Source organism: Parasphingorhabdus sp. W113 (assembly GCF_055693205.1).
In genome coordinates, this window is record NZ_CM146328.1 from 1,529,286 (window position 1) to 1,553,481 (window position 24,196).

The following is a 24,196-nucleotide window of genomic DNA, read 5'->3' on the forward strand; positions in this document are numbered from 1 at the left end:
TTCCCAATCAGCGGCGCGGGTTTGTAAGCAACAGTATTTCCCTGAAATGCGGGGTTTGCAGCCTTGTTTCGACGGTCGATAACGGCTGTCCAGTCTTGTTTCGGCCAGCTATGCTATACAGCGCCGGAACACATGCCTGTCACGCGGCAGTTTAGTCTGAAGATGAAATGGAACGGGGAAACTCGACGGCGATAATGCTGACGCGATTCTCTTTCGTGACCGCGGCACCGCACATCATTTGAAGGGTCCCATCATTCTGCCGAACTCCAGCGCACGTGCCGACATCAACGGATACGGGCTTGGAATTGCCTATCTTCACCTTTTGAATCAGAATTCGCGCCTGGTCACCACGTTCCGCTTTGCCTGAGAATTGCACATTTCGGGTTTGATCGGCGCTATTGACAAAGGAAACAGTCGAGCCGCCCTTGATGACCATCTTGTCACATGGTGTGTGCGGAGAAGCTTCTGTCGCGACCCGCTTGCCTTGCAGGCTGTAAACTGATTCCCGGATGAAGGTTTCAGCGCCCTTAGAGAAATGGCAAGACCCCGCAAATTCGGAGATTTCATCTTTTTGCAATACCGGATCTTTGATCGTAAAGTTGACGAAAACAGCTTCACTGCCACCACTTCCATTTTTGGTCGTGACGAAACAGGCCAATGTTCGGGCACCACCGATATCGTTGCGGACTGGTCGGAATATCTCGCAGCGTCCTTCCGCTGGCTGGCTATCCAGTAGATATTGGTTGATCATCGATACTTCGAATTTGCCGTCATTTTCCGGTGTTTCACCTGCGAATGCGAGTATTGGCCTTGTGCCTTCGCGATCATTGAAAAACGAAATCTTGCCATTCCAATCGATGACAGCGCGTTTGCAATTTATGCTCCTGGAACTGTCGAAACCCATCAGTCGTGTGAACAAGAACGCGGTCCGGTCGGAATGATGACATGTTCCTTCGAGCGTCAGGATTTCCGTTTCGCTGTCTTTTGCAAATGCCGGCTGGGACGAAAACAACACACAGACAAAGAGCAGAAACCTCACAAAGTCCCCTCGATCGCTCGGGCCGCTTGGCCGGGTTCATTGGCACCCGTGATCGGGCGGCCGATGACAAGTACACTGGCGCCGTTGTCGCGGGCCTGGCGCGGGGTGACGGCGCGCTTCTGATCGCCCATATTGCCGCCTTTGGGACGCAGGCCGGGGACGACGAAATAGCCGTCTTTCCAGACCTTGTGCGCGGCTTTGACTTCATTGCCGGAGCAGACAATACCATCGAGGCCGGCTTCGGCTGACAGATTGGCGAGCCGTTCCACCTGATCATGGGGCGTGCCGGCATAGCCGATCCCGGCCATATCGCTTTCATCAAGCGAGGTCAGCAAGGTCACGCCAACCACTTTGGTGTGGCTGCCCGCCGCCGCCTTGGCGTCTTCCATCATCGCCCGTCCGCCCGACGCATGAATGGTCACGATGGCGGGTTCGAGGACATTGATCGCTTGCATCGCCTTGGCAACCGTATTGGGAATGTCGTGCAGCTTGAGATCAAGGAAAATCGGCAGCCCGACTTTCTGGATTTCATGGACACCATGGTGCCCGTTGGCACAGAAAAATTCGAGCCCCAGTTTCAGGCCACCGACATGGCCCTTTATTGCGTGAGCAAGGGCAATGGCTTTGTCGAGATCGGGTGTGTCCAGGGCGACAAAGACCGGGTTGCTCATGCGCCCGCTGCCTTGTCTCCGGCGTTTTTATCGGCCTCTATTGGCGAAACAGCGGGTGGCGTCTTGGCGATTTGATCCTTGTTCAGGTCCAAAGGCGCGGCCGGTTTTGATCCGGCAGATGATGGTGCAGCGACCGGTTCCGATTTGACGGCTGACGTGGTTGCGGGGCTAGGCTTGGAAGCGGTTGATGGCGCCGGAGCCGGCGCAGGGCGCGCCGCGGTTTCGAGCGTTTTGATCTCGCCGATTGAGCCGCCATTTGGACGCCCGGTGGATGATCCACAAGGGCACAAAACCGGCCAGAAATGCACCGATAACCAGAACCGGGAGCTTGGTGTCGATGCGTACATCTTCCCAGATCAAAACCGATGTTGGCGACCAATTATTGGCAGCGAAGACCACCAATATGACCGCCAAAATCACCCAGAACAGTGTTTTGATAAATTGCATGCGAACCCTTTGCTTTGCCTGTTTCGCTTTCTACCCCCAAAATTCCGATGTGACCAGAGGGGGTGCCAAATCGGCGACGGGGATCGCCTTACGCCCCAAATACGCGCGCGAAAATTGTATCAACATGTTTGAAATGATAGTCGAGGTTGAACCGCTCCTCCAGTTCCGCATCCGACAATTTGGCGGTAACATCGGGGTCCGCCTTGAGCAGATCGAGCAACGCGATTTCTCCATCCGATTCCCAGACTTTCATCGCATTGCGCTGGACGATACGATAGCTGTCTTCGCGGCTGATTCCGGCTTGGGTCAAAGCCAGCAGCACCCGCTGCGAATGGACCAGGCCGCCCATGCGATCGAGATTTTTCTGCATGCGTTCAGGATAGACCAGCAATTTCTCGACCACGCCGGTCAACCGGGCGAGCGCGAAATCCAGGGTAATCGTGGCGTCGGGCCCAATCATCCGTTCGACCGAACTGTGCGAGATATCCCGCTCATGCCAGAGGGCGACATTCTCCATTGCAGGCAGGGCATAGCTGCGGACCATCCGCGCCAGGCCGGTAAGATTTTCGGTGAGGATCGGGTTGCGCTTGTGCGGCATCGCGCTGGAGCCTTTCTGGCCGGGTGAGAAATATTCTTCGGCTTCCAGCACTTCGGTACGCTGCAGATGCCGGATCTCGACCGCCAGACGTTCAACCGATGAGGCAATGACGGCCAGCGTCGCGAAATATTGCGCATGGCGGTCGCGCGGGATGACCTGAGTTGAAACCGGTTCGACTTCGAGCCCCATTTTCTCTGCAACATGAGCCTCGACCTGAGGATCAATATTGGCGAATGTGCCGACCGCGCCCGATATCGCGCAGGTGGCGATTTCCTTGCGTGCCAGCACCAGCCGCTCCCGGCCGCGTTCAAACTCGGCATAGGCCTGGGCGAGCTTCAATCCGAATGTCACCGGTTCGCCATGAATGCCGTGGCTGCGGCCGATGGTCGGTGTGAGTTTATGCTCCAATGCGCGTTTCTTGATCGCCGCGAGCAGCTTGTCCATATCGGCCAGCAAGATGTCGGTCGCACGAGTCAATTGGACCGCAAGGCAGGTGTCGAGCACGTCACTCGATGTCATGCCCTGGTGCATGAAGCGGGCTTCCTCGCCCACATTTTCGGCAACATTGGTCAGAAAAGCGATGACGTCATGCTTCACTTCCGCTTCGATCTCGTCAATCCGGGCGACATCAAAGGCTCCTTTGTCCCAGATCGCCTTGGCCGCTTCCTTCGGTACCACGCCGAGCTCGGCCAGCGCATCGGTTGCATGCGCTTCGATTTCGAACCAGATCTGAAACTTGGATTCCGGCTCCCAAAGGGCAACCATTTCGGGGCGGGAATAACGCGGGATCATTTTTTCTTTCCTTGTAACTGAAAAAGCTGGTTTAATCGGAACGCGGCCAGTCCTGATATTCGCCGCTCCGCTAGCAGGTCCATTCTGAGTCGGCAATGCGGGTGTGTAGGGAAGCGAAGGGGAGAATGAAATGCGTCTGGCAGTACTGACCGGCGGCGGCGATGTTCCGGGTCTCAATCCCTGTATTCGGTCGATCGCGATGTCCGCCTGGCAACGCGGCTGGGATGTCATCGGTTTGCGCCGGGGCTGGGAAGGGGTGCTCGATACGGATCCGACCGATCCCTGGTCGCTGGAACATGCCGCCATGGTTCTCGACAAGGATGCGGTGCGCGGCATTGATCGTCAGGGCGGCACCATATTGCACAGTTCGCGCTGTGATCCGCGGACCACACCCGAGGGTGACCAGACCCAGAAGGTGCTCGATATTCTTGACGCGCTGAAAGTCGATGCACTGATCACGATGGGCGGTGATGGGACCCTTCGTTTTTCAGCGCATCTCGCCAGTCTCGGCCGCAATGTTATTTCAATTCCCAAAACGATGGACAATGATGTTTTTGGCACCGACTATTGCATTGGTTTTTCGACGGCCGTTACGCGGTCGGTCGCCGCGATCAATGCCCTGAGAACAACCGTCGCAAGCCATGAGCGGATTGCTGTTATCGAACTGTTCGGCCGACGATCGGGCGAAACAGCGTTGCTTTCCGGCTTTCTCTCGCAGGCCGATCGCACGGTGATCGCCGAAGTCCCGGCGGACATCGATGTGCTGTTGCCTCTGTTGCTGGACGACAAAGCCAATAATCCCGAGTCTTATGCGATATGCCTGGTGTCGGAAGGGGCCAAATTATCAGGGGCTGCGGGCTTTGAAGATGAAATCAACAAATCGGGCACGAACCGCCAGGGCCTGAATATTGGCACGCAGCTGGCCCGGGAAATTGAAGCGCGTTCGCCGGAACGCACGATTGTCCAGGAACTCGCCTATCTGATGCGCGCCGGAGAACCGGATGCCATGGACCGGATGGTCGGTTTCGCATTCGGCGCGCTTGCGGTTCAGCTGATTGAGGAAGATCGCGCATCCAATATGGTGTGCCTGACGGATGGCAATTATGGTGTTGTGCCGATTGGCACGCTGCTCGATGGCACCAAGGGGGTCAATGTTTCCGGCCTCTATGATGCCCGGCAATATCGCGCAAACCTGGTGCAGGTCGAAGGCATGCCGATGTTTCTTTACTAAAGCGCGTAACTTTTGCAGCGGGACGGCGAACAGAGGGCGAGGGGATTTTGAATGACTGGTACCGAATTGAAACTGCAGGAAGAACGGCTTTCGCTTTTCGTGCGGGTGACGCTCCGTATCTGGATCAAGACCTATCGTTCGATTGTCGGCTTGATCAGCCCATTTTTCGATGTGCTGGTCCGGCTGCTGGTTGCCCAAGCGATTTTCCGCTCGGGTATTGTCAAATTGTCCGACTGGGACACCGCACTTAATCTCGCCCGGTTCGAATATCCGGTATCCTGGATGGCACCAGAAACCGCGGCCCTTGTCGGCGTGATGATAGAAATTATTGCCCCGATATTATTGCTCTTTGGGTTATTCACCCGCGGCGCGGCTTTGGCCATTCTCACATTGCTCGCGGTTAGCCAGATCGAATATATTCCGATTGATCTCAATTTGTGGCTGATCGCGATACTGGGTTGGTATGTCCTACGCGGAGCCGGTGGTTTCTCCTTTGACCGGGCTCTCGCCGGCGGGCTGGGTGGCAGCGCGCTGCCCTTTGCGCGCCCGGTCGTCGCTTGTCTGGCCTGGATGACCGAACGGCTGGCACCGATATGGTTGCTGGTGCTCCGGCTCTGGTTGGCGGCGACGCTGGCGGCGGGTGCCGGCATGATCAGCGGCGGCGGGCTTGAAAACTGGCTGCCTCTGAAAAGCTTCGCCGGCCTGTCGCCAATGCTTGCGATCGTCTTTGCCGGCGCGTTGATCCTTGGCCTGATGCTGCCGCTGACTGCCCTTGGGTTGTTGATTGCGATAAGTACATTGGCGGTGATGGGCCTGCATCCCGACCTGACGCTCTATCCGATGATGCTGTTCGGTCTGATGATGGTATTCGGGGCAGGCTTGCTGTCGCTGGATCAAGGGCTCTCTCGCTGGTTCGAGACCAATATCCTGTTCGACCGCAAATATAGCGACATACCCGCACACTGGCCGCATATCGTGGTAGTCGGAGCGGGCTTTGGCGGATTGGCCTGTGTCAACAAGCTGAAGAATCTGCCGGTGCGTATCACCTTGATCGATCGGCACAATTACCATCTGTTTCAGCCTTTGCTGTATCAAATCGCAACCGCTGCCTTGTCGCCCGCCGATGTCGCAACGCCGATCCGGGGGCTGTTTCGCAACGACGGGAATGTCAGGGTATTGCTCGGTGAAGTGAATGGGATAGATCATGCCGGGAAGACTTTGTTCTATGGTGATAACCGCATGGATTATGACCATCTGGTGCTCGCAACCGGCGCAAGTCATAGTTATTTCGGCAAGGACGAGTGGGCCCCCTATGCGCCCGGACTGAAGACGATCGAGGACGGCGTATCGGTCCGCGCTCATGTCCTGCGCGCCTTTGAACGGGCGGAATCGTCCAACGATCCGGACCGTATCAAGCGCCTGATGACCTTCGTGATCGTCGGTGCTGGTCCGACCGGCGTGGAACTGGCCGGAGCGATTGCGGAGCTGGCCCATTTTGGATTGAAGGACGAGTTCAGCCGGATAGATCCGGCCGAAGCGGAGATCATCCTGGTGCAATCCGGCGCGCGCATATTGCCGGCCTTTCCGGAAGCCCTGTCAGCCCATGCCGCGCAATCACTCACTGATCTCGGGGTCGATATCCGGCTGCAATCGCGGGTGACGGATATCTCTGCAGACCGCGTGAAAATCGGCGAGGATGCCGAGATTGCCACCGAAACCGTGTTATGGGCCGCTGGCGTGATTGCATCGCCGGCAGGACAGTGGCTGGGCACCGATACCGATCGGGCCGGCAGGGTAGCCGTCGATGACTATCTGCGCGTGACCGACCGGGAGAATGTCTTTGCCATTGGTGATACGGCGGGCAGCCAGGCATGGGATGGAAAGCCGGTGCCGGGTCTGGCACCCGCAGCCAAACAGGCCGGGGCTTATGTCGCCAGCTATATCGAGAACCAGCTGCTTGATAAGCCGCTACCCGCACCGTTTCAGTACAAGCATCAAGGCAGCCTCGCCACCATTGGTCGCAAAAGCGCGGTTGCCGATTTTGGCTTCATGCAATTGCATGGTGCGCTGGCCTGGTGGTTATGGGGGGCGGTTCACGTCGGTTTTCTCTCCGGGATGCGCAACCGGATAGCGGTGCTGGTGAACTGGGTCTGGTCCTATTTCACGCTTCAGCTCGGGATACGGCTGATTACCGGAAAAGACAGCGGGGCTTGAGGCCGGGGCTAGAGCAGTCCCCGTGATCGCATCGAGACATGACCGGATTGGCCGATGATGACATGGTCATGGACTGCAATGCCCAATTGTCGCCCGGCATCGCGAATATCTTTGGTGATCTTGATATCCTGGCGGCTAGGCGATGCATCGCCGCTCGGATGATTATGCACCAATATCAGGGCGGCGGAGCCCAGAATGAGCGCACGGCGGATGACTTCGCGCGGATAAATGGCGGATTCATCAATCGATCCCTCGCTGATCAGGTCATCGCGGATCAGGTGGTTCTTGCTGTTGAGGTGAAGAATGCGGACCCGTTCGTGCACCAGATGGGCCATGTCGGCCCGCAGATAGTCGAGCAAGGCCTGCCAGCTGCTGAGGATCGGCCGATCGTTCAATGGGGCGGCCAGCAACCGCAAGGCGGCGAGATTGATCGCTTTGATCACCCCGATCCCGTCGGCATTCATCCCGGCTACCTGCCGTAATGTGTCGCTGTCAGCGGCCAATATCGCTGGCAGGCTGCCGAAGCTGTCCCACAAACAGCCCGTTATCTGTATCGCGTCGCACCAGGGCGTGTTTTTGGTTGCGAGAAGATAGGCGATCATGTCCTGATCGGAAATGCCTGTATTTTGCGGTTGTAAAAGCCTTGCGTTCACCAGGGCGGCGGGGTCTTCGCCGCTTCTCGAAGCCGATACGGTGTCACTTGATATCGCGCCGACCAAAGGGGGAGGCCCTGTTCCATTGGCGCAGCATAACCCGGATATTCCGCAAGAGCAGCGAAATCCGCCTGATGACAGGCAAATGGCCTAATCTGTCTAATTTGGAAGTGGTAAAATATTCTCGCGAACACGGACTTGTACATTGCAACTTAAGGCAGACTTCTGCATTTCAGCTCGCATGGAGGAAGAAACCGAACCATATCTCGCCGAGCGGCGCTTCCTGAAGCGATGGATTTTCTTCGGATTGCTCGGAATAGTGGCGATCGGCTTCCTGATCTTATGGTTTAACCGGATCACCGTTGCCGATAATTTTGTCCGTTCCGAATTTGACAAGCGAGACATAGATGCCAGCTATGTCATTGAAGATATTGGTTTTCGAAAGCAGGTCATTCGCGATTTGGTGATTGGAGATCCCGCAAGACCCGATTTGACCGCCGATTTGGTGGAAATTGGAAACTCCTTCAATACGGATGGTGCCGGTATCAACTGGGTGCGCGCCAAAGGTGTTCAGGCATTCGGAAAACTGGCCGACGGCAAAATTTCCTTCGGCGCGCTGGATAAATTTTCCGACCCGGAGGATGATAGTCCGCTGGCCTTGCCCGATATCGATCTGGTGCTCGAACAGGCCCGATTGCGGATTGACAGCGATTTTGGCGTGGTCGGGATTGCGCTGAACGGGTCCGGCAATCTGCACAGCGGTTTTGAAGGCGAACTCGCGGCGATCAGCGATCAACTGGCCTTTGGCGACTGCAATATTGCCCGCCCGAGCTATTTTGGATCGGTGGAAATGGATGCCCGCAAACCGCGTCTGGACGGGCCATTGCGCCTGACGAGCCTGCAATGCCCGGCATTGGCGCTGTCAAGCGGCCCGATGGCAGCCTCGCTGGCGGTGGATATTGGCCGTGAATTTCGCAGTTGGGCGGGACAGATTGGCGTCAGCGGCGGCCCGTTGCGCTATGCTGGTTATTCGGCGAAAGAGCTGAAATCGACGATCGAGTTTTCCGGCGACATGAAACAGTCGCGCGGTCTGGTTGATCTCGCAACGATGGGTCTCGACACGCCCTATGGGCAGGCTGCGGTCGGCCGGGTGAGTGGTCCTTTTCAGGTTGGCTATGGCGGCAGTTTTTTTGCTGCCAGCTTTGAAGGCAATCCGGCGATCCGTTCGGCTGTGTTGGCCCCATCCATGCGCCGGCAGATAGCAGGTCTGGCTGGTGCGACGGGCGATACACCCATCGGACCGATTGCACAGAAACTTGCGGCGGCGTTCACCCGTGCGGCCGCCAATATCGACTTTGCAAGCGAGCTGAGCTTTCGGACCAATGACGCGGAAACGATTTTGTCGCTTGAAACGCTTGATATGGAATCGCGGTCGGGTGCGTTGTTGCAACTGAGCGATCCGTTGTTGTTGAACTTCAAGGGCGGCGATGTTGAAATGTTGGCGGATGGCAATCTCGCTTTGCGGGGCGGCGGCTTGCCAGATGCCGCGATTACCTTGAACGATGGCAGTCTAGCGCGTGGTTTCTCTGGCAATGTGGCAATGGCGGCCTATCAAGCCGATGCTGCAAAGCTGCAGATCCCGGAACTACGCTTCTTCCCGGTCAGTGGCGGGCGGACCGCGATTGACGGGCGGCTGATGCTCACCGGACCGTTGGCTGGCGGTACCATTACCGGGCTGCAACTACCGATCAAGGGCAGCATCAATCCGTCCGGATCTTTTGCTTTTTTTCGCGATTGTTTTGATCTTCAATTTGCCAGTCTGGAAGTCGCGACCTTGGTCGCTGGCCCAACCCGCACGAGACTATGCCCACAGGACGGAAACGGAATTATTTCCGGCGGCGGGCAGGGCGTTCGTATCGCCGCGCGGGCGCCGTCGCTGTCTTTGAACGGTTCGCTCGGAGGAACGCCGCTCGCCCTGTCCAGCGGTGCGGTCGGTTATCGGCCATCCCGGGGATTGACAGTGCAGGATATCGCGCTGCGGATGGGAACAGCCGGCGAAATGACGACATTTGATGCCGCTTTGCTGAGCGCAGCTTTCGGATCAACGATCGAAGGGGAGGTTGAGGCCGCTTCGGGCCAGATCGCGGGGGTGCCCTTGCTAATGGATCAGGTGGAAGGAACCTGGCGCTATGAAGATGGCGCGTTTCTGGCGGACGCGCAGCTGCAACTGCGCGATGAGCAACAGGTCGAGCGGTTCCGTCCGCTGGTCAGCAAGAATGTCACCTTGCGTCTGGCAGACGGCGCGATTGTGGCCGAGGGAACCCTGCTGGAGCCAGAGACCCAGCGACCGGTGGCCACCGTTGCGATGGATCATGTGCTGGACAATAGCACGGGAAAGGCGGTCATTACGGTCTCCGATCTGACATTTGATGACCAGCTGCAACCCGAAATGCTTACGCCATTGACCTTGGGCGTCATTGCGAATGTCAATGGCACGGTTTCCGGTGCGGGGCAGATTAACTGGGATGCGGAAGGAGATGGCGTTAAAAGCAGCGGCGCGTTTCGAACGGATCTCGATCAATCTCGCTGCGGCTTTTGGACCGGTTACCGGCCTCTCCGGAGAAATTGCCTTTACCGATCTGCTGGGGCTCGAGACCGCGCCGAGCCAATTGGTCCGCATGGCCGAGGTCAACCCGGGTGTAGCGGCGTTTAACGGCCAGCTTTTCTATCGCCTGCTTCCGGATTTCAAGATGGAGATTGAGGGCGGGCAATGGCCATTTGCCGGCGGGATGCTTTACCTCGAGCCGACGATATTGGATTTGAGCGAAGAAGCCGAGCGGCGTCTGGAGTTTACTGTTGTCGGTGTCGATGCCGGCCAGTTTCTGACCCAGTTCGACTTTGAAAACCTGACCGCCTCCGGCATTTTTGACGGCAAGCTGCCGATGGTCTTCGACCAGGATGGCGGGCGCATCGCCGGTGGCTATCTGGTTGCGCGCAAGGGCGGCGGCTCGCTCGCCTATGTCGGAGAACTGACTTATGAAGATATGGGGACCTTTGCCAATTTTGCGTTCAATGCGCTGAAGTCGCTCAAATATCAGGAGCTCACCATCGGTATGGATGGTGCGATTGATGGCGAGATCATAACCGAGGTGAAATTTGCCGGTCTGCAGCAGGGGGACGATGCCGGGAAAAATTTCATCACCAAGCAGCTGGCGCAAATACCCTTGGAGTTCAATGTTCGGATCCAGGCGCCGTTCATGCAATTGATGAGCAGCGCCAAAGCCTTTTACGAACCGGAACTGCTGGTCGGCCAGAATTTGCCGGCTTTGTTGCGGGCGCGGGAGGAAAGCGCCAGAGAGGCGGAAAAAGCCTTGAAATCAAAATCTGAACCCTCTGTTCAGGGACGGGAAAGCGACAATGAGCGATAAGAATAGGCGATTGACGGATCGTGTGGATAATGCGATCTCGCCCAATCATGAAGAGTGTAACGACATCCGGCCTGATTTCGGGCGTCGCTTTGGGGCTATCTGTTGTTCTGACAGGCTGTGTGCAGGTTTCTGCGCCCGACAAACCCATCGTGATCAACCTGAATATCAATATCAAGCAAGAGGTCGTGTATCGTATCAACGATGACGCTCAAGAGTTGATTAGTAATGAAGCGGAGATTTTCTGATGGCCAATTTCAAGCTCAAAACTGCCGGTACGGCTGTTGTCGGCGCCCTGTTGCTGTCGACCTTTGCAACGACGGCCTTTGCTCAGCGCGACCCGGCCTATGCCGCTGCCCGCGCTTCCGGAGCGATAGGTGAAAAGCCCGATGGCTATCTCGGATTTGTCAAACCGCCATCGGCATCAGTAAAGGCGCTGGTCGAGGATTTGAACATCAAACGCAAGGCGGCCTATACGCGCAAGGCTCAGGAAACCAATTCAACAGTGGAGCAATTTGCCTTCACTTCTGGTTGCAATCTGATCCAGCGCACCACCGCGGGCGAGAAATATCAGGCGCCTGATGGCAGCTGGCAAACCCGTAGCGGCTCGGCCCCGATACGGGACTCGCGATGCATCCAGTAAAATAGCCAGTACGGTTGTGTTGACAGAGCGATTTGAACAGCAGGCGCGTCCAGTTATCGGAAGCGCCTGTTTTCGTATAAAATGACTGTTTTTTCTGCGCTGCAGCATCTCTGTTGACTTGGCGCATGCGCTTTTCTAAACGGGCGCGGTTAGCGGGACTGCTCGCTGTCGTGGGTAGAACCTGGTTTATCGGCTTTTTCGCTGATTTGCGGTAGTTTTGAAAAGAATCACGACAGAGATTGGGACCGGTAATTCTGATGGACGATGATGCTAAGATAGAGGCGCTCAAAAAGCGCATCGATCAGGCGCAGTCAGAAGAAGCCGTCAGATCAGGCAAAACCCAAAAAGGGGTCGATGATAATTATCGGCTTGGAAATCGGGTTTTGGCGGATTTGATCGCGGGTATTGGTGGCGGTGCATTGGTCGGCTGGGTGCTGGATCATTTTATCGGTACCGGACCATGGCTTTTGCTGGTGTTTCTGTTTCTGGGGATCATCGTGGCTTTCAGGAATATTATTAAACTCTCGAACGAGATCGCAAAGAAGAACAAGTAATTGCGACTGGGTTTGAATTACAGGGGTCCATTGCGTGGCGGCTGAAGAAGGCAAAATTGATCCAATGTACCAATTTGAGGTGCAGACGATTATCGAGGGATTCTCGCTGGGTGGCCAGCAGATCGCTTTTACCAACAGCGCCGTGTGGATGCTGCTGGCCGTGGTCGCCTTGTGGGCGTTCATGCTCGGCGGCATGAAGCGCGAGCTTGTTCCGGGTCGCTGGCAGATGATGGTCGAAGGCTTTACCGGCTTTATCGACAATATGATGGAAGCCAATATCGGCCCTGCCGGCAAGAAATACGCGCCTTATGTCTTCTCGCTGTTCATGTTCATCCTGTTTTCCAATGTCTTGGGGTTGTTGCCCGTCGGTGTATTGGGATTGCATCCGTTCACCGTAACCAGCCATTTGACGGTTACGGGCGTGCTCGCGATTATCAGTTTCTCGATTGTTTTGATCGTTGGATTTGCCAAGCATAAGCTGCATTTCTTCTCGCTGTTCATTCCGCACGGCACACCGCTTCCGATGATTCCGTTTATCTTCATCGTCGAGCTTCTGTCGTTCCTCGTCCGCCCCTTCAGCCTGGCGCTGCGGCTCTTCGTCGCCATGACCGCCGGTCATATCTTGCTGAAAGTGCTTGCGGGCTTCGTGATCAACAGCGCCAATGCCGGAGCCGGTTTTGGTGTGATGGTCGGACTGCCCAGTTTCGCTCTGATGATTGGCATCAGTGCCCTCGAATTGCTGGTGGCAGTGGTGCAAGCCTATGTGTTTGCCTTGCTGACATCGCTCTACATCAATGATGCAGTCAACCTGCATTGATTTGAAAACGCCTTAATTTCCAAACGATATTTTTTGAACAGGAGTAATTACAATGGACGCAGAAGCAGCAAAACTATTGGGTGCAGGTCTGGCAGCAATTGGTGCCGGTGTCGCCGCTGTTGGTGTGGGTAACGTATTTGGCAGCTTCCTGGAAAGCGCTCTGCGCAATCCTTCGGCTGCAGACGGCCAACAAGGCCGTTTGTTCATCGGCTTCGCGGCTGCTGAGCTTTTGGGTCTGCTGGCATTTGTTGTCGCAATGATCCTGATTTTCGTTGCCTAATAATTGATCTGAAACAGCGGGGCGGCTTTCGGGCCTGCTCCGCTGCTTCACTTTATCGGAGCTTCCGGTTCAATGCCTCAAATTGATCAAATAGCCGCAACTTATGCGTCCCAGATTTTTTGGCTGTTGCTGACTTTCGGGATTACCTTTTTCTGGATTGGACTGGGCATGTTCCCGAAAATCCAGGGGACGGTTGACGCTCGGGACAAGCGGATTGCCGACGATTTAGAGGCCGCACGGGCAGCCAATGCCACTGCGGACGAGCTGGAAGAAAGCTACCGGATAAAAATGGAAAACGACCGCAGCGAAGCGCAGGCCCTGGTGGAAGCCAGCAAAGCCAAGGCGAGTGCGGCGGGCGAGAAACGCAAGTCCAAGGCCGATGCTGACATCGCGGCCAAATTGGCAACGGCAGAAGCAGACATCAAAGCCCGTTCTGGTGAAGCGATGAAAGAAATCGAGGGCGTATCGGCAGAATTGGCGCAGGATATGGTCGCCAAGATCGCGGGAGCGAAAGTGACCAAAGCTGCGGCTTTGAAGGAAACGAAGGCAGCGCTGAAACATGGCTGAAGAAACGACGCAGACAACAGCAGCAGAACCGGAAAATCTGGATTCTGCATCGCAGGCGGTCCAAGACCGTCTCGATTCACCGCTGGATAATGAAGGCTTGCCTGTAACGGGTGTCGAGGGTCTCGAGACTGGGCATACCGAAGATGGTCATGTCTCACCGGCCGTCTTTGGTCTGGATGCAACGGTATTTGTGTCCTTGTCCATGCTGGTCGTCATCGCGCTGGTGCTGTGGAAAAAGGTTCCTGCTGCGATCGGTGCTTCGCTCGACAAGAAGATCGCCGATATCCGGGAACAGCTTGATGAAGCCAAAAAGCTTCGTGAAGAATCGGAAGAATTGCGCGCCAAATATGAATCGCGTTTGCGGTCTGCTGATGACGAGGCAGCGGAAATTCTGGCGCAGGCCGAGAAAGAAGCCGAACTGGTTGTTGCCAATGCCAAGCAAAGCACAACCGATCTGATCGCGCGGCGCAAGAAAATGGCTGAAGACAAGATCGCGGCTGCGGAACGCGCCGCTCTTGCAGAAGTGCGGGACAAAGCGGCAAGCGCTGCCACGATCGCAGCGCAATCGCTGATTGCGGCCGAGCATGATGCCGCCGCCGACAAGAATCTGGTCGACAAAACCATCGGCGATCTCGGTTCCAAACTGAACTGATTTTCTGCCAGAGTTGATCCAATCGGCGCTGGCATTGTTCGTCGGGCCTGCCTAGATATAGGGCATGTCCGGCCCACAATCTCCTGATCGTTTCAACGAGGACAAGGCGACCTATGCCGTGCGCGGCAATGAGGCGCCTGATCTCGAAACCGGGATGGCGGCCATCCGTGAAACGCTGAACACCTTGCCGGCTCGGCCCGGGGTCTACCGGATGCAGGACAGTCGCGGCGACGTGCTCTATGTCGGCAAGGCGCGTTCCCTCAAAAACCGGGTGGGCGCCTATGTTCAGATGAACCGGCTGCCGCACCGGCTAATGCGGATGGTGGCGCAGACCCGGTCGATGACCATCGTGACGACTGGCAGCGAGGCAGAAGCCTTGTTGCTGGAAGCGCAATTGATCAAGAAATTCCGCCCGGCCTATAATGTGCTGTTGCGCGATGACAAAAGCTTCCCGTTCATCCTGCTGCGCGAGGACCATGACTTTCCGCGGATCCAGAAGCATCGCGGCGCACAGAAGGCAAAGGGCAAATATTTCGGCCCCTTTGCCAGTGCCGGGTCGGTTAATCAGACGCTCAATGCGCTGCAGAAATTATTTCTGCTGAGGTCCTGTACTGACAGCTTTTTCAACAATCGCTCGCGCCCCTGTCTGCTCTATCAAATCAAACGCTGTTCGGCCCCATGTGTCGACCGGATATCCAAGGATGACTATGCCGAGCTGGTTGCGGATTCACGGAATTTCCTCTCCGGAAAATCGACCGAAGTGCAGCAAAAGTTGGGCGCGCAGATGGAACAGGCGTCCGAGGCGCTCGATTTCGAAATGGCGGCGCTGTACCGTGATCGCTTGAAAGCGCTGACCTTCATTCAGGGCAATCAGGCGGTGAACGCTGCCGGGCTGCCGGATGCGGATATTTTTGCACTGGCGTCCAAAGGGGCAACGGTGTGCATCCAGGCATTCTTCATACGTGGCGGTCAGAACTGGGGGCATCGCAGTTTCTTTCCCGCCCACACCAGCAATGTCGAAATCGAAGAGGTGTTCGCCAGTTTTCTGATGCAATTTTATGATCGCATGCCGCCGCCAAAGCTGGTCTTGCTGGACCGGGCACTGCCGGATGAAGCGCTGCTGTCCGAAGCCTTGAGTACGCGCGCAGACTATAAAGTGGCGGTGTCCAAGCCCCAGCGCGGTGATCGTTTGAAATTGCTGAAGCAGGCCAGCCGCAACGCTGAAGAGGCGCTTGACCGGCGCTTGGCGGAATCCTCGACACAGGCAAAAATTATGCGCGAAATGGTCGAAACGCTGGAACTGGACGGCGTGCCCGATCGGATAGAGATTTACGATAACAGCCATATTCAGGGCACGAACATGGTCGGCGGGATGGTCGTTGCCGGGCCCGAAGGTTTTCGCAAAAACGCCTATCGCAAGTTTAACATCAAGAATCCCGACACCAAGCCCGGTGACGATTTTGCGATGATGCGGGAAGTGCTGGAACGGCGTTTTGCGCGCGCGCAGAAAGAAGATCCCGATCGCGAGAAAGGCGAGTGGCCTGACCTGGTGCTGATCGATGGTGGCAAGGGGCAAATGAGCGCTGCCAAAGATGCATTGGCTGAGATCGGGGTGGAAGACGTGAACATGATCGGCGTTTCCAAAGGCCCCGATCGCAACGCCGGTCGCGAGACCTTTCACCTGATGGATGGCCGCGAGATTAATCTGCCGATGAATAGTCCGGTGCTGTTTTATCTTCAGCGCCTGCGGGACGAAGCCCATCGTTTTGCGATTGGTGCGCACCGGCAAAAGCGGGCCAAGGCCATCGGCACCAGTTCACTGGATGAGGTGCCCGGCATTGGGCCGGCGCGCAAACGGGCCATGCTGCTGCATTTCGGGACCGCAAAAGCGGTCAAGAACGCATCGCTCGACGACCTTCAGGCAGCACCGGGCGTGTCCGCTATGGTGGCCCAAAAGGTCTACGACTTCTTCCATGACTAGCCTGCGAACCTCGGCGATTATCTGTTCGGTCCTGATCCATGGCGAGCATGGCGCGGTTGTCCGGGCCTTGACGCCGGATAACGGGTTGATGGCTGGCTATGTCCGCGGCGCGCGTTCGCGGACCATGCGACCGATCCTGATACCGTCGAATATCGTGCAGGCCGAATATCGTGCGCGCACGGCGGATCAGCTGGCTTCGATGACAGCAGAGCTGGAGCAAAGCAGAGGCCCCTATCTTGGCGAGCCGCTGGCCAGCACCGCGTTGGACTGGTCCACGGCGCTGACCGCATCGGTTCTGCCGGAGGAACAGGGATATCCGCAATTGCATGACGCGCTTTCGGCGTTGCTTACGGCGATCTGCCATGCGCCATCGGCCCAGGGCTGGGCGGTAGCGATGGTGCGTTATGAATTGCTGCTTTTGTCGGAACTGGGGTTCGGTCTGGATCTTGAAACCTGCACAGTTACGGGCAACACAAGCGACCTCATTTATGTCAGTCCAAAAAGCGCAAGCGCGGTCAGCGCCGGTGCCGGTTTGGCCTACAAGGACCGTTTGCTGCGGCTCCCGGGATTTCTGAAACACGCAGAGGAACCCGACTGGGGCGATATTTTTGACGGTTTCCGGCTCACTGGCCATTTCCTCAAGCGCCATTTTTTCGAAGACGCGCGAAGGGATGTCATGGCCGCGCGCGGCGTTATGATCGATCGCTTGAAAAGGGTGGTTGCCTAATCGGTCGGAGCGCGGCAGGAAAGCGCCACACAACGAAGGAATCTCTATGCATATCGCGGTGCTTGCCGGGGACGGCATTGGCCAGGAAATCATGGTCGAAGCTTTGCGCGTACTGGACGCGCTGGATTTGCCGGATTTGCGGCTCGACCATGCGGATGTCGGGGGCGTTGCATATAAGGCCCATGGCCATCCTTTGCCACCGGCGACGCTGGATCTTGTAATGGCTGCGGACGCCGTGCTGTTCGGCGCGGTGGGGGATCCGGACTGCGATCATCTCGAACGGCATTTGCGACCGGAACAGGCGGTATTGGGGCTCCGCAAGGAAATGCAGACCTTCGCCAATCTGCGCCCGGCAAAAGCCTTTGCCGGTCTCGAGAATCTTTCCGCGCTGAAGCCGGAAATTGCCGGCGCCATCGACCTGCTGATTCTGCGGGAACTAACTGGTGATATCTATTTCGGCGAGAAAGGGCAGCGGAAAACCGAGGCAGGCTTGCGCGAGGGCTATGATGTGATGGCTTATGACGAAGCCGAAATCAGCCGCATCGCCCATGTTGCGTTCAAGGCAGCCCAGGGCCGCCGGAAGAAACTTTGCTCGGTCGACAAGGCCAATGTCCTGCAGACATCGGTCTTGTGGCGGGAAGTGGTTGAAGAAACGGCCAAGGACTATCCTGATGTTGCTCTCAGTCATATGTATGTCGACAATGCCGCGATGCAGCTGGTGCGCAATCCGGGGCAATTTGACGTGATGCTCACGGGCAATATTTTTGGCGACATCCTGTCTGATCAGGCGAGCATGTGTGTAGGCTCCATCGGTTTGCTGGCCTCTGCCTCGCTCGGCACGGGTACGCGCGGCCTTTATGAACCCATTCATGGCAGTGCGCCAGACATTGCTGGACAGGGTATTGCCAATCCCTCTGCCATGATTCTGTCGGCGGCGATGCTCTTGCGCCACAGCTTCGGCATGGACAATGAGGCGATTCGAATTGAACAGGCAGTCGCGGCCGTGCTTGCGCAGGGTCTTTTGGGCCATGATCTTGGCGGCAGTGCCTCGACACGGGACATTGGCGATGCCGTCGTGGCGCAGCTTGCCAAGTGAACGCCAACCGGCATAGGAACAGATTATGAAAAGACATACCGGCCAGAATCGCGAGATCACCAAAACGTGGCGACCCGCCACGAAAGCCATTCGCTGCGGGACCATGCGCAGCGAATTCGGGGAAACCTCGGAAGCGTTGTTTTTGACATCCGGCTATAGCTATGATTGCGCCGAAGACGCTGCAGCGCGGTTCAATGGCGAGCAGGACGGCATGACTTACAGCCGTCTGCAAAATCCGACCGTGCAAATGCTCGAAGAGCGTATTGCGATCATGGAAGGTGCGGAGGCCTGCCGCGCCACAGCGTCGGGCATGGCGGCAATGACTGCGGCTTTGCTATGCCAGTTGCAGGCGGGTGATCACGTTGTCGCCAGCCGCGCGCTTTTCGGATCGTGCCGCTGGCTCACCGACAGCTTGCTGCCGAAATTCGGTATCGAAACAACCGTCATTGATGGCCGGGACCTCGGCAATTGGGAGCAGGCGATCCGTCCGGCAACCAAGGTCTTCTTTTTTGAAACGCCAGCCAATCCGACGATGGATGTGATTGATCTGCGGGCCGTTTGTGAACTGGCCAAGGCCAAGGGTATCACCAGCGTTGTCGACAATGCGTTTGCGACCAACGTCCTGCAGCGGCCGATGGAATTCGGGGCTGACGTGGTGGCCTATAGCGCTACCAAAATGATGGACGGCCAGGGCAGGGTCCTTGCCGGCGCTGTGTGCGGCACGGAAGCCTTTATCGAGGAAACGCTGCTCAGTTTCACCCGCAACACCGGTCCGACGCTCAGCGCGTTTAACGCCTGGGTGGTTCTCAAGGGGTTGGAAACACTGGATCTGCGTATTCGCAAGCAGAGCAACAATGCTCTCGAAGTCGGCAAGTTTTTGGAGCAGCGGGTAGAGAAAATATTGCACCCCGGCTTGCCCAGCCACCCGCAGCACAATCTTGCGATGAGCCAGATGGAAGCCGCGGGGCCGATATTCTCCCTCTATCTTGGCGAAGGTCGCAAGCGCGCGCATTCTTTTCTTAATGCTTTGAATTTAATAGATATTTCCAATAATATCGGAGACAGCCGTTCGCTCATGTGCCACCCGTCATCGACCACCCATCACGGCCTTGGTGAAGGCGCACGGCTGGAAATCGGGATCACCGAAGACATGGTCCGGATCAATGTCGGCCTGGAAGATCCGATTGATTTGATCGCCGACCTCGATCAGGCCCTTTCGTCGGTTGGGCTTTGACGTTACTATGTCGGTCATGAAAGCTTTTTTCCCCTTTTCCGAAACGACCGCCGGGGTGACCATCCGGGTTGCCGTGACCTTTTTGCCGGAACAATCCGATGTCGATGGCATGCGCTGGTTCTGGGCTTATCACGTCCGCATCGAGAATGATCAGCACGGCGCCGTGCAATTGCTGACGCGCCACTGGCGGATCAGTGATGCGCGGGGTGGCTTGCACAAGGTGGATGGCGATGGCGTCATCGGCGAACAGCCGATTTTGCAACCGGGCGAGTCGCACGACTATGTATCGGGCTGCCCGTTGAACACACCCAGCGGTGAGATGGTTGGCCATTTCATGTTTCTGGGTTCTGAGCCCGAACCATTTGAAGTCCGGATTCCCCGCTTCCCGCTCTCTGCACCCACTGTCGATCAATGAAACGGACCCATTTGCCGCTGAACGGGTTGCGCGTATTGGATGCTGCTGCACGGCATCTCAGCTTTACCCGCGCCGCTGATGAACTCGCGGTCACACCGGCCGCAGTCGGGCAACAGATCCGCGCGCTGGAAGATATGCTCGGCGTGGTGATGTTCCGGCGTACGCCAAAGGGGTTGGAGCTAACCGACGAAGCCGCTGCCGGACTGGATGCCTTGCGCTCCGGATTTTTGCAGTTTGAAGAAGCAGTGCGGGCGATGCAGGCGGGGCAGTCGTCGCATATGCTAACCATCGCGGCACCACGCGATCTGACCACAAAATGGCTGAACACGCGGCTTGCACAATTTGCCAAGGATAATCCGGACGTCAGTTTCGCCCTTGTTGCATCAGAGGGCGGCGCGGATTTCACCGAGGCCAATCTGGACATCGCCATCGGACTGACCGACGGCCCCGGCGATCATGAGGGCGTGATGCTCGCCGACACCATGTTCGTCAAAGTCGCGGCATCGGAATCCGATGTCGGACAAAAGATTGACTGGCCGGGTTGTCCGATTTCAGAGGGCGAGGAAACCCTGATGCGGGTAGCTGACGGTGGTTTGGCGATTGAAGCGGCAGCCAATGGCTTCGGCCATGCCTGGGTCCCGAAAATGCTGGTGCAGAAAGATCTGGAAGCCGGACGCGTCGTGGTGATTGGCGAGGACAGCAAATCTTCGCGCGGCTACTGGATGATCGCGCCGCTGCCGCAATGGCGCCAAAAGAAAGTCAAAGCCCTGGTTGCGGCTCTGTCGGAGAGCTGAACTTAGCGCTCTGCAACAATATTGAGCAGACGGTTCATCAGCGACAGGAATTTCGGTTCGTCAACCGGTGCATCGGGATTGTTCCAGCTTCCGGACACAGCGAAAGTCTTGCCGGATTTGGCCTCGGCCAGAAATGCAAAGGAAATTACTCCCGGCTCGGAGCCGCCTTTGCCGCCAATATGTTTCCATCGCAGCCGATCGCCCGGCGGTATCATGCCATTGACGCGAATGATGGAATGGACCACCGGATCATCGCGCTTTTTCAAAAGGTGCAGCAGACCGGTAATATCGGAAGGCGACGCGAACCATTCGATGGTCTCGATATGCTGCGGTTTGCTGGCAAGATTGCTGATCCGCACGTCATCCAGTTCGAGACGGCTATTCTCGCGATATAATATTTCATCCTGCCCGGCATTATCTGCCGCGATGTAACGCGCGCGAATATCCGCATTTTCAGGCATTTTGAGCGCGAAAAACTGCAAGGTGTTGAGCATCGGAATGGTCTTGTCCGGCGCGCTGTGACCGCTTTCAATCACGATCTGCTCGATGATGCGGCTGCCCAGTTCGGTCATCAGAATATCGGTCGCACTATTGTCGCTGACGGATATCATCAAGGTGGCCAGCGACTGGGTCGTCATCGGCGTGTCGCGGGGCCAGTCCTGGAGGATTCCCGAGGGCAGGGACTTGCGGTATAGCCGCAGCACATCATCCCATTCCCGCCCGCTGGTCGCGATTTTCCGGGACAGGGCGGCAAGCACATAAAGCTTGAATGTCGAGCCAATGGCAAATTGCCGGTCGCTGTTCAGCCGCGCTATAACCGCAGGATCAGCTGCCGTGATGTCAGCGATTTCAAACCCCGCAGTGCCAGGCAGTGCCGCCATTTCCGCGGTAACCTTTGCGATGCTGTCATCGGCGACCTGGGCACCGGTGACCAACAGGCCGACAACCGCATGCGGGGCGCTATCCGCCAGCACCATGCGCATTGCCAGGGTTGCGCGGCGATAGCGAATCTCGACGGTGCCATCATAGGGGCTTGCCGGGATGATCTGGCTGATGCTGAGCGGATCACCATATTGCGCGTTCAGCTGGCCGAGCAGGGTTCGAAACTGAACAACCGGAACCGCCGCGATAAAGGAATCGGCGAAGAATTCGCGTTCCAGTTCGGAGCCTTGCAATATCTGCAGCAATTCCGCTGCGCGCTGTTGATAGGGTTGAGAAACTGTGGTCACTTGCTCCGCCTGAGCCGGTTGAACGGTCCCCGCGACGATTGTAATCCCGAACGTGAAAAAGAGCCAGAGCCGCATGAGCGCGCTAGGCATCAATTGCCTCTTCATCGAGGCTGGCGGCATTTTGCTGGATGAAATTGAACCGATGTTCAGGGTTCTTGCCCATCAGCCGATCGACCAGATCCTTGACCACCGCCCGGTTTTCATATTCCTGCGGCAAGGTCACCCGATAGAGCGACCGTGTGTCCGGATCCATCGTCGTTTCTTTCAGTTGCCCGGGATTCATCTCACCGAGCCCCTTGAAGCGGCTGACCTCGACCTTTTTGCCTTTGAACGGGCCATTCTCGATCTCGTCTCGTGCGGGATCGTCCTGCGCATAGAGACTCTTGCCGCCTGCAGTCAGCCGGTAAAGCGGTGGCCGGGCGAGATACAAATGCCCCTGGCGGACCATTTCGGGCATTTCCTGGAAGAAGAAGGTCATCAGCAAGGTCGCGATATGGGCGCCGTCGACGTCCGCATCGGTCATGATGATGACCCGTTCGTAGCGCAAATTGTCCGGGTCGCAATCCTTGCGGGTGCCACAGCCGAGCGCGAGGATCAGATCCGCAATCTCCGCATTGGCGAAGATTTTCGCGCTATTGGCCGATGCCACATTGAGGATTTTCCCGCGAATGGGCAGAATGGCCTGGGTTTTTCGGTTGCGTGCCTGCTTTGCAGAGCCGCCAGCGCTGTCGCCCTCGACGATGAACAATTCGGTGCCCTCGGGATCATTGCCCGAGCAATCAGTGAGTTTGCCCGGGAGCCGCACCTTGCGGCCGCTGGTGGCGGTTTTCCTTTTTACTTCGCGTTCGGCCTTGCGTTTCAGCCGTTCCTCGAGCCGCTCCATCACGAAGCCCAGCAGCGCCTTGCCGCGATCCATATTGTCGGTCAGGAAATGATCGAAATGATCGCGGATCGCATTCTCGACATATTTTGCCGCTTCGGGCGAGGTCAGCCGGTCTTTGGTCTGGCTTTGAAATTGCGGATCACGAATGAACACGGACAACATCATTTCGCCGCCGGAAGTGATATCATCAGCGGTCAGTTGCGCGGCTTTCTTGAGCTGCACGAGTTCGCCAAAGGCGCGCAGTCCCTTGACCAATGCGTTGCGCAGACCGGTTTCATGGGTGCCGCCATTGGGGGTCGGGATGGTGTTGCAATACCAGCTATAGCTGCCGTCGGTCCAGATCGGCCAGGTGATCGCCCATTCGACCCGGCCGGCGCCATCGGGAAAGTCCTGATTGCCGGCGAAGAAATCGGTGGTGACGCATTCACGTCCCGCCAGCTGTTCCTTGAGATGATCGGAGAGACCACCGGGGAATTGAAAAACGGCCTCTGCGGGGACATCATCGCTGGCCTGTTCGGGGTCGCATTTCCAGCGGATTTCAACGCCGGCGTAGAGATAGGCTTTTGAACGGGCCATCTTGAACAGACGGGACGGCTTGAACAAATTGCCTGCACCGAAAATTTCGACATCGGGCAGGAAGGCAATGGTTGTTCCGCGCCGGTTGGGGGTCGTGCCAACTTCCTCGAGCTTCGTCTTGGCATTCCCCTGGGAAAATTGCTGGCGGTAGATTTTCTTGTTGCGCGCGACTTCGACGACCGTATCGGAGGACAAGGCGTTGACGACGGATACACCGACACCATGGAGGCCGCCGGAAGTGGCATAGGCCTTATCCGAAAATTTGCCGCCGGAGTGAAGAGTGGTCATGATGACTTCGAGCGCTGATTTATCCGGGAATTTCGGATGGGGGTCGACCGGAATGCCGCGGCCATTGTCGGTGACGGTCAGACGGTTGTCGCTGCTCAGCGTGATTTCGATGCGGGTTGCATGGCCTGCAACCGCTTCGTCCATGCTGTTGTCGATCACTTCGGCGGCGAGATGGTGCAGGGCGCGTTCATCGACGCCGCCAATATACATGCCGGGCCGCTTGCGAACGGGTTCCAGCCCTTCCAGAACCTCGATCGCGGAGGCGTCATACTCGCCCGATTTGGGTTGTGCAGAAGCTGCGCCGGGCGCGTCGGAACCGAAAAGATCATCAGACATGATGATCCTATAAGAGCCGAAGAGTCAGGCTGGCAAGAGGCTTGTGCATCCGCT

The 24,196-nt window shown here is 57.0% G+C and carries 22 protein-coding genes and 1 pseudogene; 16 read left to right on the forward strand and 7 right to left on the reverse strand.

What is annotated here, in order from left to right; all coding sequences use genetic code 11:
* Nucleotides 1-151: 151 nt before the first annotated feature.
* The 4 genes from ACZ1GS_RS07280 to purB form a co-directional block, all read right to left on the reverse strand.
* Nucleotides 152-919 (reverse strand): hypothetical protein, encoded by a 768-nt coding sequence (locus tag ACZ1GS_RS07280; RefSeq protein WP_472697811.1) that lies wholly within the window; start codon nucleotides 917-919, stop codon nucleotides 152-154.
* 116 nt (nucleotides 920-1,035) lie between these two features.
* Nucleotides 1,036-1,710 carry an orotidine-5'-phosphate decarboxylase gene (gene pyrF / locus ACZ1GS_RS07285; RefSeq protein WP_472697812.1) on the reverse strand — a complete coding sequence of 225 codons (675 nt, stop codon included), beginning with the start codon at nucleotides 1,708-1,710 and terminating at the stop codon, nucleotides 1,036-1,038.
* 168 nt (nucleotides 1,711-1,878) lie between these two features.
* The gene (locus tag ACZ1GS_RS07290; protein WP_472697813.1) at nucleotides 1,879-2,157 is read right to left on the reverse strand and encodes a LapA family protein; all 279 of its coding nucleotides are present in this window, start codon (nucleotides 2,155-2,157) and stop codon (nucleotides 1,879-1,881) included.
* A gap of 88 nt (nucleotides 2,158-2,245) precedes the next feature.
* Entirely contained in the window at nucleotides 2,246-3,547 is a 1,302-nt protein-coding gene (gene purB / locus ACZ1GS_RS07295) for an adenylosuccinate lyase (protein ID WP_472697814.1), read from the reverse strand.
* Between the two features lie 130 nt (nucleotides 3,548-3,677).
* Between purB and ACZ1GS_RS07300 the strand changes: the two genes are divergently transcribed.
* Both ACZ1GS_RS07300 and ACZ1GS_RS07305 read left to right on the forward strand, forming a co-directional pair.
* Nucleotides 3,678-4,778, forward strand: a complete 1,101-nt coding sequence (locus tag ACZ1GS_RS07300; RefSeq protein WP_472697815.1) for a 6-phosphofructokinase — start codon at nucleotides 3,678-3,680, stop codon at nucleotides 4,776-4,778.
* A 51-nt stretch (nucleotides 4,779-4,829) separates the two neighbouring features.
* Nucleotides 4,830-6,992, forward strand: a complete 2,163-nt coding sequence (locus ACZ1GS_RS07305) for an FAD-dependent oxidoreductase (protein ID WP_472697816.1) — start codon at nucleotides 4,830-4,832, stop codon at nucleotides 6,990-6,992.
* 8 nt (nucleotides 6,993-7,000) lie between these two features.
* Here ACZ1GS_RS07305 and ACZ1GS_RS07310 read toward each other — a convergent pair whose 3' ends face one another.
* On the reverse strand, nucleotides 7,001-7,594 hold the full coding sequence (locus ACZ1GS_RS07310; RefSeq protein WP_472697817.1) for a JAB domain-containing protein: 594 nt from the start codon (nucleotides 7,592-7,594) through the stop codon (nucleotides 7,001-7,003).
* A gap of 292 nt (nucleotides 7,595-7,886) precedes the next feature.
* Here ACZ1GS_RS07310 and ACZ1GS_RS07315 point away from each other — a divergent pair.
* The 14 genes and pseudogenes from ACZ1GS_RS07315 to ACZ1GS_RS07380 all read left to right on the forward strand — a co-directional run bounded on the left by ACZ1GS_RS07315 (nucleotide 7,887) and on the right by ACZ1GS_RS07380 (nucleotide 20,830).
* Nucleotides 7,887-11,073, forward strand: a pseudogene (locus ACZ1GS_RS07315) (intermembrane phospholipid transport protein YdbH family protein).
* A gap of 47 nt (nucleotides 11,074-11,120) precedes the next feature.
* Complete coding sequence (locus ACZ1GS_RS07320; RefSeq protein WP_472697818.1) at nucleotides 11,121-11,318, forward strand: YnbE family lipoprotein; 198 nt, start codon at nucleotides 11,121-11,123, stop codon at nucleotides 11,316-11,318.
* On the forward strand, nucleotides 11,318-11,713 hold the full coding sequence (locus tag ACZ1GS_RS07325; protein ID WP_472697819.1) for a YdbL family probable chaperone protein: 396 nt from the start codon (nucleotides 11,318-11,320) through the stop codon (nucleotides 11,711-11,713). Before ACZ1GS_RS07320 ends, ACZ1GS_RS07325 begins: the two co-directional genes overlap by 1 nt.
* Nucleotides 11,714-11,970: 257 nt before the next feature.
* Nucleotides 11,971-12,267, forward strand: coding sequence for an AtpZ/AtpI family protein (locus ACZ1GS_RS07330; protein WP_472697820.1), 297 nt, complete (start codon nucleotides 11,971-11,973; stop codon nucleotides 12,265-12,267).
* A gap of 34 nt (nucleotides 12,268-12,301) precedes the next feature.
* Entirely contained in the window at nucleotides 12,302-13,084 is a 783-nt protein-coding gene (locus ACZ1GS_RS07335) for a F0F1 ATP synthase subunit A (RefSeq protein ID WP_472697821.1), read from the forward strand.
* Nucleotides 13,085-13,136: 52 nt separating this feature from the next.
* Nucleotides 13,137-13,364 (forward strand): F0F1 ATP synthase subunit C, encoded by a 228-nt coding sequence (locus ACZ1GS_RS07340; protein WP_108809819.1) that lies wholly within the window; start codon nucleotides 13,137-13,139, stop codon nucleotides 13,362-13,364.
* A 72-nt stretch (nucleotides 13,365-13,436) separates the two neighbouring features.
* Nucleotides 13,437-13,931 (forward strand): F0F1 ATP synthase subunit B family protein, encoded by a 495-nt coding sequence (locus ACZ1GS_RS07345; protein WP_472697822.1) that lies wholly within the window; start codon nucleotides 13,437-13,439, stop codon nucleotides 13,929-13,931.
* Entirely contained in the window at nucleotides 13,924-14,583 is a 660-nt protein-coding gene (locus ACZ1GS_RS07350; RefSeq protein ID WP_472697823.1) for a F0F1 ATP synthase subunit B family protein, read from the forward strand. Before ACZ1GS_RS07345 ends, ACZ1GS_RS07350 begins: the two co-directional genes overlap by 8 nt.
* Nucleotides 14,584-14,647: 64 nt before the next feature.
* The gene (gene uvrC, locus ACZ1GS_RS07355) at nucleotides 14,648-16,564 is read left to right on the forward strand and encodes an excinuclease ABC subunit UvrC (protein WP_472697824.1); all 1,917 of its coding nucleotides are present in this window, start codon (nucleotides 14,648-14,650) and stop codon (nucleotides 16,562-16,564) included.
* Nucleotides 16,557-17,291, forward strand: a complete 735-nt coding sequence (recO, locus tag ACZ1GS_RS07360) for a DNA repair protein RecO (protein WP_472697825.1) — start codon at nucleotides 16,557-16,559, stop codon at nucleotides 17,289-17,291. The genes uvrC and recO overlap by 8 nt, the downstream gene beginning before the upstream one ends.
* A 46-nt stretch (nucleotides 17,292-17,337) precedes the next feature.
* Nucleotides 17,338-18,387, forward strand: a complete 1,050-nt coding sequence (gene leuB, locus ACZ1GS_RS07365) for a 3-isopropylmalate dehydrogenase (RefSeq protein ID WP_472697826.1) — start codon at nucleotides 17,338-17,340, stop codon at nucleotides 18,385-18,387.
* A gap of 25 nt (nucleotides 18,388-18,412) precedes the next feature.
* Nucleotides 18,413-19,621, forward strand: a complete 1,209-nt coding sequence (locus ACZ1GS_RS07370; protein WP_472697827.1) for a trans-sulfuration enzyme family protein — start codon at nucleotides 18,413-18,415, stop codon at nucleotides 19,619-19,621.
* Between the two features lie 16 nt (nucleotides 19,622-19,637).
* On the forward strand, nucleotides 19,638-20,036 hold the full coding sequence (gene apaG, locus ACZ1GS_RS07375) for a Co2+/Mg2+ efflux protein ApaG (RefSeq protein WP_472698086.1): 399 nt from the start codon (nucleotides 19,638-19,640) through the stop codon (nucleotides 20,034-20,036).
* On the forward strand, nucleotides 20,033-20,830 hold the full coding sequence (locus ACZ1GS_RS07380; protein WP_472697828.1) for a LysR family transcriptional regulator: 798 nt from the start codon (nucleotides 20,033-20,035) through the stop codon (nucleotides 20,828-20,830). Before apaG ends, ACZ1GS_RS07380 begins: the two co-directional genes overlap by 4 nt.
* A 2-nt stretch (nucleotides 20,831-20,832) precedes the next feature.
* Here the strand turns inward: ACZ1GS_RS07380 and ACZ1GS_RS07385 are convergent, their stop codons facing one another.
* Nucleotides 20,833-22,149: a serine hydrolase gene (locus tag ACZ1GS_RS07385; RefSeq protein WP_472697829.1), complete on the reverse strand. Its 1,317-nt coding sequence runs from the start codon at nucleotides 22,147-22,149 to the stop codon at nucleotides 20,833-20,835.
* The gene (gene parE, locus ACZ1GS_RS07390; RefSeq protein ID WP_472697830.1) at nucleotides 22,142-24,142 is read right to left on the reverse strand and encodes a DNA topoisomerase IV subunit B; all 2,001 of its coding nucleotides are present in this window, start codon (nucleotides 24,140-24,142) and stop codon (nucleotides 22,142-22,144) included. The genes ACZ1GS_RS07385 and parE overlap by 8 nt, the downstream gene beginning before the upstream one ends.
* Nucleotides 24,143-24,196 lie beyond the last annotated feature (54 nt).